Genomic DNA, 11,989 nt, shown 5'->3' on the forward strand with positions numbered 1-11,989 from the left:
GCCCATGCGCCAACCGGATATCGAGATCTACCTGAAGGACGCCGACCAGGCCGCCGTCGGCGCCTGGCTGGCCGAGGCGCTGGGCCCCTGCAGCGAATGGCGGCGCCAGGGCGAGACCTTCAAGTGCCTGGCCGACAGCCCGAACGGGATGATCCCGCTGACCTGGCTGCCGCAGGCGGTGGGCAAGTGGCACAGCCTGTTCATCGACAGCGACGCCACGCCCTGGGACGACGACCTGGCCTGCGCCAGGGCGGCCAACGCCGCGCTGGGCGTGGAGGTGCGCTGCGCACCGGGCAGCTGGAGCGAAGAACAGGGCGAGGAAGACGCCGACCGCTGGCTGAAGGTGACCGCCGAGGGCGTCGCCGAGATCACCTGGCGAACCGGCTGAAGCACGAAAACGACGCTGGCGCGATGCGCGGCGTCGTTGCTGAAGAGCCGGGCGCCAGGCGCCGGCTGGAAAACGAAGGCCCGTCTCGCGACGGGCCTTTGTCTTCGGGGGCTCAGACCTTGGAGACGTCTTCCGCCTGCAGGCCTTTCTGACCCTGGATCACCGAGAACTCCACTTTCTGGCCTTCGACCAGGGAGCGGTGACCTTCGCCACGAATGGCGCGGTAGTGGACGAAAACGTCCGGACCGCTGTCGCGTTGAATGAATCCATAACCCTTGGCGTCATTGAACCACTTGACGGTTCCGACCTCACGATCAGCCATTACCACACTCTCCAACTCGCTATTATTTTTGGGTGGCCCCCGGGAATGAGGACTGCAACGGCTCGACAGGCGGAAGGTTGTCCGCGTTGACCGTCCAGGACCTTCGCCGCTGGATGGACAATTCGAATAACGCCCCAATGACGACCGCGCTCCCGAGTATATAAATCAAAAGTTACAGCTGGAAAGCACTTTTTCGCCTCAGTGCCAGCACCGTGGTCAATGCGGCCAAAGTGCCATTTTACGGGGCTTCCAGGGCCATCCTGGTGCACTTTGACGGTGTAACGGAGTTGTAAGTTTTGTCATTGCCGGCGTGCTGCAACGCACATTTCCGCACACGCGTGGCGAAAGTTGCCGAGCGGAACTTCGCCCGGTCGGCCTTTGAAATACCTCAAGGTTTCTTCGCGGTGAAATCCGCCAGGTGCCGGGCCAGCGCCTCGTACTGGTTGGCTTCGATGCGGTAGGCCCAGCCCTTGCGTGCCTGGATCTGCCCGTCGGCGAAGCCGTCGATGCGCTCCAGCAGCAGCCAGTTCTGCCCGCCCTGCTCCAGCACGCGCCCGCTCAGGCTGGCGCCATCGAGGGTCTTGAGCGCCAGGTCCAGCCGCGCCGGCCCCTTGAACTGCACCTGGTCCAGCGGCGCGGTCTCGCTGAAGGTCAGGGCGCCGAAGGGCGTGGCCATGCCATTGGCGATGGACTCGTAGGCCAGCTTGGCGTCCCTGGGCAACTGGCGTACCCGCAGGTTGGGCTCGCCGGCCTTGTCGCGGAACACCGTCAGGGTTTCCCCGCCGGGGTAGCTCACCGACACCTCGGCGACCTTCTCGAAGGGGATGCTGGTGATGCGCCGGTCCAGCCAGTCCAGCTCGTCGGGCGGCAGGCGCAGGTCCTTGTCGATCAGCCAGACCTGCTCGTCGCCGGGCTGGCGCACCAGGCGCCCGCCCTGCTGCGCGGCCTTGCCCACCAGCAGCTCCAGCGGCGCTCCGCCGCTGCGCTCCAGGCTCAGGCGCACGCCGGCGCCCTCGCCCTGGTCGGCGACGCCGAGCTGGGCGAAGTTGCCCGGCTCGCGGGTCTTGGCCTCGACCTTGCGCGCCTGCGCCAGGTTGTGCAGCAGGTCGCCTACCAGGCGCCCGGCCGCCGGGTAGCCGGCCTTGGCCGGCATCACCCAGCGCCCGTCCTGGCGCGCCACGCGGATGTCCGGCTGGCCGGGGCGGCGCACCGTCACCGCGCTCACCTGCTGCACATCCAGGCCCGGGAAATAGCGCACCTCCGCCGGCGGCGCCATGCGGGCCGGCTCGCGCTGCAGCCAGGCGAAGAGGCCGCCGAGCGCCACCACCAAGGCCACCAGCAGGATCAGACTCTTGCGTTGCATGGCCGCCTCCTCAGGCCTGGCGCCGGCGGCGCCACCACCACAGGGCGAGCACGCCCAGGGTCAGCAGCAGCGGCACGGCGGCGATGTTGACGATCTTCAGGGTGCGGCCGAGGGACTCGATATCCGCGTTGAGCTGGAATTGCACGTCGCGCAGTTCCTTGCGGATGCGCACGCGCTCCTGGATGAACTGCTGCATCGCGCTCTGCTGCTCCGGCGTCAGCTCCAGGGCCTTGCCCGGGTCGGGGTTCTGCAGCGCGGCGAGCTTCTGCTCGGTGTCGGCCAGGCGCTGCTTGAGCGCGTCGGCCTTCTCGCGGAAGCGCGTCTCGGCCTGGCGCTGCAGCTCGTCCACCACGGTGAACGGGCGGCTGAAGCGGCCGCGCGAGCGCACGCTGATCAGCGCGTCGGAGCCGGCCAGGTTGTCCAGCGCGTTGATCACGAAGCTGGCGTTGTCGGCCCAGGGCTGCGGCACTCGCTGGCCGAAGAAGTCCTGCACCTGCACCCACATGCGGTCGGTGAGCAGATCGGTGTCGGCCACGGCGATGACGTTGATGCTGTCGGCGCTCTTCAGGCCATCCTTGCGGCCTTCGATGCCATTGGGGAAGGCGCTCTGCGCCGGGCCCTGGATGCGCGCGGCCATGACGTAGCGCTGGCCGGTGGGCTTGAGCTGGGCCATCAGCTCGTCGGGGTCGCGCAGGGTGGCGAAGCGCCGGGCGTCGAAGGGCATGGCCTGCGCCGAGCTCTGGATCAGCGGGGTGAAGCGGGTCTTCGCGTCCTTGAGCGGTTCGAGGATGCCGGCGGTGGCCAGGGTCAGGTTCTCCAGCCCGGCGGTGGCCACGTCGTTGGCGTCCAGCGCCTTGGCGTCGAGGTTCAGCCAGGCCGGGTGATGCGCCGCGCGCTGGCCCTGGCCCATGCTCACCGACATGGCGTAGCTGGCGTCGCCGAGCACCTTGCCAGGCAACAATTGCACGCCCCAGGCCCTGAACAGCGGCTCGAGGTCGGAGGCCTGGTCGCCGGGGCCATCCAGCGCGGCCATGGGCGAGGACTTGTCGGCCTCGCTGAAGGGATCGACGAAGGCCAGCAGCTTGCCGCCGCGCAGCACGAACTGGTCGATGGCGTAGAGCGTCTGCTGCGGCAGGTGCTTGGGATGCACCAGCAGCAGCACGCTGACGTCGTCCGGGATGGCGTCGACGTCGGGCTTGAGGCTCTTCAGGTCGAACTGCTGGCGCACCTCGTCGAGCAGCATCCAGGGCGAGCTGGGCTGCTGCGTCTGCATGTCGAAGCCACCGGTCATCTGCAGGGTGCTGAGCACGCCCACCACCGGCCGCTTGGGGTGCGCCAGGGCGTTGACCAGGCGGCTGAGGTCGTACTCCAGGAATTCCTCGTGGTCCGGCTGGAAGAACGGGATCACCTGGATGTTGTCCAGGGCATCGGTGCCGGCCAGGCCGAAGTACAGGGTGTCGCCGCCCTGGTTCAGCGGCACCGCCTGCAGGCCGAACTCGGCGGCCTTGTCCTCCTCCTCGGAGAACGGCTGCGGGTCGATGACGTGCAGGCGGATCTTGCCGTCGGCCTCGCGCTCGTAGGCCTTGAGCAGTTCCTCCACGCGCTTGGCGTAGTTGCGCAGCGGGACCAGGTCCTTGCTGCCCTTGTCGGAGAAGAAGAAGTACAGGTTGATCGGCTCGCCGATGGAGCCCAGCACCCTCCTGGTGCCATCGGAGATGGTGTAGAGCTTCTGCTGCGTCAGGTCCAGGCGCGCGCCGGTGAAGGCCAGCCCGGAAACCAGGTTGAAAGCCAGGAACAGCAAGGCGATGACCAGCAGCCCGGCGGCGGAATACATCAGTTTCTTCATGCGGGCTTCCTCAATCGGCTTTCTTCAGGTCGACCACCACCGCCGTGGCGGCGAGCCAGGCGACGATCAGGCTGGCGAAGAACAGCAGGTCGCGCAGGTCGATGACGCCCTTGCTGATCGCATCGAAGCGCGTCAGGAAGCTCATCGAGGCCACCGCGTCCAGCAGCCACTGCGGGGCCCAGGCGTTGAAGGCATCGAGCACCAGCGGGAAGCCGCTGACGATGAACACGAAGCACATCACCACGGCGAGGATGAAGGCGATCACCTGGTTCTTCGCCAGCGCCGACATGCACGAGCCGATGGCCAGGTAGCCACCGGCCAGCAGCCAGCTGCCGAGGTAGCCGGCGAGGATGGCGCCGTTGTCCGGCTCGCCCAGGTAGTTGACCGTGAGCACCATGGGGAAGGTCAGCAGCAGCGCGATGCCGGCGAACACCCAGGCGGCGAGGAACTTGCCGGTGACCGCTTCGAAGCGGGTGATCGGCAGGGTCATCAACAGCTCGATGGAGCCGGACTTGCGCTCCTCGGCCCACAGGCGCATGGCCAGCGCCGGGATGAGGAACAGGTAGAGCCAGGGGTGGAAGTTGAAGAAGGCCGTCAGGTCCGCCTGGTTACGCTCGTAGAAATTACCCAGGTAGAAGGTGAAGACCCCGGACAGCACCAGGAAGATGACGATGAACACGTAGGCCAGCGGGGTGGCGAAGTAGCTCGCCAGCTCGCGCTTGAAGACCACCGGCAACTGCTTCATGCCGCCTCCCCCCTGGTCAGGCTGCGGAACACCTCGTCGAGGCGGCCGCGCTCCACGTCCAGCTCGCGGATGCGCCAGCCGCGCTCGGCGATCAGCGCATTCACCTGCGGGAAGATCACCTCGCCGGGCCTGGCCAGCAGCGTCAGGCTGTGCTCCAGCGGGTTTTCCTCCAAGGCCGCCACGCCCGGCAACGCGGCCAGGGCGGCGCGGTCCAGTTCGCCGTCGGCGACCAGGGTCACCGCCTGGTGGTAGCGCGAGCGGCTTTCCAGCTCGAAGGGCGTGCCGTCGGCCAGCAGGCGGCCGTTGGCGATCACTACCGCGCGGGTGCAGACAGCGGTGACCTCTTCGAGGATGTGGGTGGAGATGATGACGATACGGTCGCGGGCCAGGCCGCGGATCAGCTCGCGGACCTGGTGCTTCTGGTTCGGGTCCAGGCCGTCGGTGGGCTCGTCGAGGATCAGCACCCGCGGGTCGTGGAGGATCGCCTGGGCCACGCCGACGCGGCGCTTGAAGCCCTTGGAGAGGGTCTCGATGGACTGCTCGCGGACACTCTCCAGTTCCAGCTGCTCGACCACCCGCGCCACCCGCTCGCGCTTCTGCGCGCCGCGGTAGCCGCGCACCTCGGCGATGAACTCGAGGAAGCCACGCACGCGCATGTCGCCATAGCAGGGCGCGCCCTCGGGCAGGTAGCCGATCAGGCGCTGGGCCTGGAGGGTCTGCGTCTGGATGTCGAAGCCATGGATGCTCGCGGTGCCCGAGGTGGGCGCGAGGAACCCGGTGAGCATCTTCATGGTGGTGGACTTGCCGGCGCCGTTGGGGCCGAGAAAGCCCAGGACTTCCCCCGGTTGCACACTGAACGACAGGTCGTCCACCGCGGTGTGCTGCGCGAATCGCTTCGTGAGTCTGCTTATTTCGATCATATCTCTCACCGTTGCGCCAAGAGCCCGCCGCGAACTCGGAACACACGGGGCAGACGAGCTCCCACAAAATGCCGCCGGGAATATATGAACCGACGGACGGCAGTGCAAGGCGAAGACTGTGACGAAAAAGTACACCGCCGTGCATGAAAATTTATTTAGGAATGCGGTCCTGTTCCTACACCGAAAGCGGCCGAGCGGAGGTCATAGCATGCTTCCAGGCTGCCGTCCCACCCTTTTGCCTGCCGTAGCGTTGCGGCACACTAGCGTCCGCTTGGTCGCCACCGAGCCCCGTTCAACTGCCTGCGAGCCCGTATGCCCCGTTACCCGTTCCGCCGCTTCGGCTTTGGCGTCCTGCGCCGCCTGCTCTACCTCTGGGTGCGCTCGGAAACCATCAACCAGTCGTCCCTGAGCCTGAAGATCGACCGCAGCAAACCGGTGCTCTACGTGCTGCAGCAGCCTTCGGTGAGCGACCTGGCGGTAGTCGACACGGAGTGCCGCAAGGCCGGGCTGCCGCGCCCGGTGATGCCCGTGGCGGTGGGCGGCAGCATCGAGCCGGCGGCCTTCTTCTACCTGACGCCGGAGCCCGACTGGCTCGGCCGCCAGGACAAGCGCGGCGCGCCGCCGGCGCTGGTGCGCATGCTCGCGGCCATCGGCCAGAACGGCGTGGACGACGCGCAGATCGTCCCGGTCAGCGTGTTCTGGGGGCAGTCGCCGGACAGCGAGAAGAGCGCCTGGAAGCTGCTGTTCGCCGACAACTGGGCGGTGACCGGGCGCCTGCGCAAGCTGGCGCGTATCCTCATCCTCGGGCGCAAGACGCGCGTGCAGTTCTCCGCGCCCATCCACCTGCGCGAGCTGGTCGACCAGGGCAAGGGCCAGGAGCGCACCCAGCGCATGGTCCAGCGCATCCTGCGGGTGCACTTCCGCAACCAGAAGACCGCGGTCATCGGCCCGGACCTCTCGCACCGCCGCACCCTGGTCAAGGGCCTGCTGCGCGCCCCCCTGGTGCGCCAGGCCATCCAGGAAGAGGTCGAGACGCAGCACCTCTCCACGGAAAAGGCCGAGGCCCAGGCCCTGCGCTACGCCAACGAGATCGCCGCGGACGTGTCCTACCCGGTGATCCGCTTCCTCGAAGTCACCCTCACCTGGTTCTGGAACAAGCTCTACGAAGGCGTGCGGGTCAACCACATCGAGCGCGTGCAGGACGTCGCCCAGGGCCACGAGATCGTCTACGTACCCTGCCACCGCAGCCACATAGACTACCTGCTGCTGTCCTACCTGCTGTTCCGCAACGGCCTGACGCCGCCGCACATCGCCGCCGGCATCAACCTCAACATGCCCGTGGTCGGCTCCATCCTGCGCCGCGGCGGGGCCTTCTTCATGCGCCGCAGCTTCAAGGGCAACCAGCTGTACACCGCGGTATTCAACGAATACCTGCACACCCTGTTCAGCCGCGGCTTCTCCACCGAGTACTTCGTCGAGGGCGGCCGCTCGCGCACCGGGCGCATGCTCCACCCGCGCACCGGCATGCTCGCCATCACCCTGCGCAGCTTCCTGCGCGACTCGCGCCGGCCGATCGTCTTCGTGCCGGTGTACATCGGCTACGAACGCGTTCTGGAAGGCCGCACCTACCTGGGCGAGCTGCGCGGCGCGGCGAAGAAGAAGGAATCCATCTTCGACCTGTTCAAGGTGGTGGGCGCGCTGCGCCAGCGCTTCGGCCAGGTGTGGGTGAACTTCGGCGAGCCGATCCACCTGGACAGCTTCCTCGAACAGCACGAGCCCGGCTGGCGCAAGCAGGAACTCGGCCCGGAATACCGCCCGGCCTGGCTACCGGACGCCACCAACCAACTGGCCCGCGAAGTGGCCCGCCACCTCAACGACGCTGCGGCGATCAACCCGGTCAACCTGGTGGCCCTGGCGCTGCTCTCCACCAGCCGCCTGGCCCTGGACGAACGCGCCCTGGAACGCGTGCTGGACCTGTACTTGGCGCTGCTGCGCAAGGTGCCCTACTCGCCCAGCGCCACCCTGCCCGACGGCGACGGCAAGGCACTGATCGAATACGTGAAGAGCATGAACCTGCTCGCCGAACAGAAGGACGCCCTGGGCCGCATCCTCTACCTGGACGAGCAGAACGCCGTCCTCATGACCTACTACCGCAACAACGTCCTGCACGTATTCGCCCTGCCGGCGCTGATCGCCAGCTTCTTCCAGAGCAACGCGCGGATCAGCCGCGAACAGTTGCTCAACTACACCCGCGCGCTCTACCCCTTCCTGCAACAGGAACTGTTCATCCGCTGGGACCTGGACCAGCTCGACGCCGTGGTCGACCAGTGGCTGGCCGCGCTGGTGGAGCAGAACCTGCTGAAACAGGACGGCGACGCCTACGTGCGCCCGGCGCCCAGCTCGCGCGAATACGTGCTGCTGACCCTGCTCGCCCGCGCCATCACCCAGACCCTGCAGCGCTTCTACATGGCCATCGCCCTGCTGCTCAACGCCGGGCAACGCCAGCTCAGCGCCGAGGAGCTGGAGAACCTGTGCACCGTCATGGCCCAGCGCCTGTCCATTCTCCACGGCCTGAACGCCCCGGAGTTCTTCGACAAGACGCTGTTCCGCAACTTCATCCAGGCCCTGCTCGACCAGCGTGTGCTGCGCAAGGATGAAGAAGGCAAGCTGAGCTACCACGAGAAACTGGGCGAAGTGGTCGAAGGCGCGGCCAAGCGCGTGTTGCCGGCGGAGATCCGGTTGTCGATTCGGCAGGTGGCGCTCGAACGCCCGTCCCAGGAAGAAACCCCAGCCCCCGCCCCCTGATCTTCCAATCCCCCGGGGGCCGCCAGACGACAAGCGGTCGGCCCCCGTCAAAACCCGCGCACTCATGGCAATACGCCATGACCTCAAAAGCCTGAACCCCGTCACAGAAGGGCTGTGAGCCTTGACTCAGGGTGCCGCGGCTCTTACATTTCCCCGCTTTCATACATACATATCTGTAGGATCAAGGAACGTTCCCGTGTTCAAAAGGATATTGGTCGTCTGCGTCGGTAACATTTGCCGTAGTCCTACCGCAGAACATCTGCTGCGCCAGCGCCTGGCCGGCAGCGATATCCAGGTGAGTTCCGCCGGCCTCGGCGCCCTGGTCGACAAGCCCATCGAAAGCCACGCTCTCGCCATCCTCCAGCAACACGGCGAGCAGCCGCACGAACACCGTGCCCGCCAACTGACCTCCAGCCTGCTGCGCGAATCCGACCTCGTCCTGGTCATGGAAAAGCGCCACCTGCAAGGCGTCAGCCAGATCGCCCCGGAATCCCGCGGCAAGACCTTCCTGCTCGGCAAGTGGCAGGACGATCGAGAAATCCCCGACCCCTACCGCCAGAGCACAGCCGTGTTCGAGCACGCCTACGCGCTGATCGAACAAGGCGTCGACGCCTGGGCCAAACGTATTCGCCCAACCCGCTAAGCCTCACTGACGAAGAAGTAAAAGAAGCACGCCCATGCAGCAGCAAGCCCCGGTAGCCATCCACGACAAAGACGATGACGAGATCGACCTGCTAGGTCTGCTCGGCACCCTGATCGACCACAAATGGCTGATCGCCGGCATCACCGCGGGCTTCATGGCCGTGGGTGTTGCTTATGCGCTGCTGGCGACGCCGATCTACCGATCGGATGCGATCGTGCAGGTGGAGCCGAAGAAGCCGACCATTCCGGGGTTGTCGGATATGGGGGATTTGCTGGGGACCCAATCCGAAGCGATTACCGAGATTCAGTTGCTGACCTCACGCGCGGTTATAGGCAAGGCAGTGGATAGCCTCAAGCTGAATATCGTGGTGGAGCCATCGCGGTTTCCGTTGATTGGTGGCTTCATCGCACGGCATTTCGATCCGGAGACCCCGGATGAAGTCGCAGCGCCGATGTTTGGCCTTAGCCGTTTTGGCTGGGGTGGTGAAGAACTGAAGATCTTCCAGCTCGATGTACCGGAAAATCTCCTCGAAGAGGATCTGACACTTATCGCCGGAGAAAACGGCACCTTCACCCTGCTTGATGACGATGACAATGTTCTCGTGCAGGGCAAGGTAGGTGAGGCTTACGACCAGAATGGAGTGAAGGTTCAGGTCGAATCCCTACGCGCCAACCCGGGTACGCATTTCAATGTAGTGCGTGAGCGCCGCCTGACTACCATCCTGCGCTACCAGGACAACCTGAACGTTGCGGAGACTGGCAAAGAGTCCGGCATCATCAGCCTGTCGCTGGAAAACGACGAGCCGGCCCGCGCCCTGCAGGTACTGGACGAGATCAGCAAGCTGTACGTCCGGCAGAACGTGGAACGTGCTTCTGCCGAGGCCGCCTCCAGTCTGGAGTTCCTGCGCGGTCAACTGCCCGATGTACGTCGTGAGCTGGAAAAGGCTGAAGATGCTCTGAGTGCCTACCAGACTCGCGCCAAGTCGGCCGATATCAGCCTGGAAACCAAAGCCCTGCTGGACCAGATCGTCGCCCTGGATACCAGCATTTCCGAACTCAAGCTGCAGCAAGCGGAAATGGATCGCAAGTTCACGCGCCAGCATCCGGCCTATCAGGCTCTGCAGAAGCAGATCGGCGAACTGACCTCCAAGCAGAGTGGTTTGTCCCACAAGGTAGAAGGCCTGCCGGAAACCCAACAGGAACTGTTGCGTCTCACTCGCGACGTACAGGTCAGTACCGCCATCTACACGCAGTTGCTGAACAAGGCCCAGGAACTGGATGTGATGCGTGCCGGTGCGGTAGGTAACGTTCGTATCATCGATACCGCGGACGTCGACATCACCAAACCGGTCAAGCCCAAGAAGCCTCTGGTGGTTCTGATGGCCACCCTGCTCGGCCTGTTCTTCTCCGTAGGCCTGGTACTTCTGCGCAAGGCCCTGAACCGTGGAATTGAAACACCGGACGCCATCGAGCAACTTGGCCTGCCCGTTTATGCCTCGATTCCCTACAGCGTCTTGCAGAAGGCTGAGGAAGACAGGCGCGACAAAGGCCGTGGTCGTTCAGCTAAAGCCGCACCGCTGCTCGCCATTAGTCATCCCACCGACCTCGCCATCGAGTCCCTGCGCAGCCTTCGTACCAGCCTGCATTTCGCCATGCTGGAAGCCGGAAACAACCGCCTGATGATTTCCGGCCCCAGCCCTGCGGTGGGCAAGACCTTCGTGTCCTCTAACCTGGCTGCCGTCATCGCCCAGACTGGTCAGCGCGTGCTGCTGGTGGATGTGGATATGCGCAAGGGCTACCTGCACAAGGTGCTCAACAGCGGTGAAGAGAATGGTCTGTCCGATGTCTTGGTCAAGCGCTGCGACTTCAACACTGCTGTGCGCACCACCGAGATCGAGGGTTTCCACTTCATTCCGCGTGGCCAGATCCCGCCGAACCCGTCCGAATTGCTGATGCACCCCAACTTCACGGCGTTCCTCGAAGAGGCCAGCCAGCAGTTCGACTTGGTAATTCTGGATACCCCGCCGTTGCTGGCAGTGACTGACGCCGCCATTGTCGGCCGCCAGTCTGGTACCAGCTTGATCGTCACCCGTTTCGGCTTGAACCCGGCACGGGAAATTGAATTGACCATTCGCCGCTTCGCGCAGAACGGTATCGAACTCAAAGGCGCCATCTTCAATGGTGTCGAGAAGCGCGCCTCGGCCTATTACGGCTATGGCGGCTACGGCTACTACCACTACGAGTACAAGTCGGACAAAGCCTGATCGAGGAGAGGCCAGGGAAGGCCTTATCCATATACCCCGTCTGCATAGCGGACATTGGAACGCCGCAGGAGCAGTCAGTCCTGCAACGAGGGAATCATGCCGGACGCAACCGGAAAACGCTGGTATCTGATCCAATGCAAACCACGTCAAGCCCCAAGGGCTTTGGAGCATCTGGAACGCCAGGGATACGAGTGCCTACTCCCCATGCATCAGATCGAGCGTCTGCACAAGGGACAGTTGCAGCAGCTCAGCGAACCTCTGTTTCCAGGCTATCTCTTCATCCATCTGGATAAAGTGGACGATAACTGGTTGCCTATCCGCTCTACCCGTGGAGTAAGCCGGATCGTCAGTTTCGGTGGCCATCCAACCTCGGTGCCTAAGATCGTCATCAGCCAATTAGCCAATCGGCAGGCCCCCATGCTTCCCGCCTTGTCACAAGGTGATCAGGTTCTGATAGATGATCCCAACCTACAACAACTAGAAGCTATATTTTTGAGTAAGGATGGAAACAATCGAGTACTGCTTTTGCTCAACCTATTACAACGAGAGATCACTATTAGCTTCCCTATCGATAGATTGAGGAGAAGAGATGTCTGAACCGCAAGCACAAAAACCTCTAATTACCAGACATCGAGTAGACTCCAGAGAGCTTGACTCCATAAGAAGAGCCGCCCCCACATGCAACTATTGCAAA

At 64.3% G+C, this 11,989-nt stretch carries 10 protein-coding genes; 5 read left to right on the plus strand and 5 right to left on the minus strand.

All coding sequences use genetic code 11. The features are described 5' to 3' along the window. Positions 1–4 precede the first annotated feature (4 nt). Positions 5–388: a hypothetical protein gene (locus ACTWJ5_RS24515; RefSeq protein ID WP_116423019.1), complete on the plus strand. Its 384-nt coding sequence runs from the start codon at positions 5–7 to the stop codon at positions 386–388. Between the two features lie 112 nt (positions 389–500). On the opposite strand, the gene ACTWJ5_RS24520 is transcribed toward ACTWJ5_RS24515, so the two are convergent. The 5 genes from ACTWJ5_RS24520 to ACTWJ5_RS24540 form a co-directional block, all read right to left on the minus strand. Further along, positions 501–710, minus strand: coding sequence for a cold-shock protein (locus ACTWJ5_RS24520; protein WP_003082372.1), 210 nt, complete (start codon positions 708–710; stop codon positions 501–503). A gap of 388 nt (positions 711–1,098) precedes the next feature. Next, complete coding sequence (locus ACTWJ5_RS24525) at positions 1,099–2,073, minus strand: DUF4340 domain-containing protein (protein ID WP_444436729.1); 975 nt, start codon at positions 2,071–2,073, stop codon at positions 1,099–1,101. A gap of 10 nt (positions 2,074–2,083) precedes the next feature. Then, the gene (locus ACTWJ5_RS24530; protein WP_444436730.1) at positions 2,084–3,919 is read right to left on the minus strand and encodes a GldG family protein; all 1,836 of its coding nucleotides are present in this window, start codon (positions 3,917–3,919) and stop codon (positions 2,084–2,086) included. 10 nt (positions 3,920–3,929) lie between these two features. Continuing rightward, positions 3,930–4,664 (minus strand): ABC transporter permease subunit, encoded by a 735-nt coding sequence (locus ACTWJ5_RS24535; protein ID WP_009616584.1) that lies wholly within the window; start codon positions 4,662–4,664, stop codon positions 3,930–3,932. Continuing rightward, the gene (locus ACTWJ5_RS24540; RefSeq protein ID WP_074985271.1) at positions 4,661–5,584 is read right to left on the minus strand and encodes an ABC transporter ATP-binding protein; all 924 of its coding nucleotides are present in this window, start codon (positions 5,582–5,584) and stop codon (positions 4,661–4,663) included. The genes ACTWJ5_RS24535 and ACTWJ5_RS24540 overlap by 4 nt, the downstream gene beginning before the upstream one ends. 312 nt (positions 5,585–5,896) lie before the next feature. Between ACTWJ5_RS24540 and plsB the strand changes: the two genes are divergently transcribed. The 4 genes from plsB to rfaH all read left to right on the plus strand — a co-directional run bounded on the left by plsB (position 5,897) and on the right by rfaH (position 11,892). After that, entirely contained in the window at positions 5,897–8,389 is a 2,493-nt protein-coding gene (plsB, locus tag ACTWJ5_RS24545; protein WP_444436731.1) for a glycerol-3-phosphate 1-O-acyltransferase PlsB, read from the plus strand. A 196-nt stretch (positions 8,390–8,585) separates the two neighbouring features. After that, on the plus strand, positions 8,586–9,032 hold the full coding sequence (locus tag ACTWJ5_RS24550) for a low molecular weight protein-tyrosine-phosphatase (RefSeq protein ID WP_009616581.1): 447 nt from the start codon (positions 8,586–8,588) through the stop codon (positions 9,030–9,032). 34 nt (positions 9,033–9,066) lie between these two features. Continuing rightward, the gene (locus ACTWJ5_RS24555; protein WP_116423014.1) at positions 9,067–11,295 is read left to right on the plus strand and encodes a polysaccharide biosynthesis tyrosine autokinase; all 2,229 of its coding nucleotides are present in this window, start codon (positions 9,067–9,069) and stop codon (positions 11,293–11,295) included. Positions 11,296–11,391: 96 nt separating this feature from the next. Beyond that, positions 11,392–11,892: a transcription/translation regulatory transformer protein RfaH gene (rfaH, locus tag ACTWJ5_RS24560; RefSeq protein WP_116423013.1), complete on the plus strand. Its 501-nt coding sequence runs from the start codon at positions 11,392–11,394 to the stop codon at positions 11,890–11,892. The last annotated feature ends 97 nt before the right edge of the window (positions 11,893–11,989 follow it).

It is taken from the genome of Pseudomonas sp. A6 (assembly GCF_052367875.1).
Taxonomy (GTDB): domain Bacteria; phylum Pseudomonadota; class Gammaproteobacteria; order Pseudomonadales; family Pseudomonadaceae; genus Pseudomonas; species Pseudomonas citronellolis.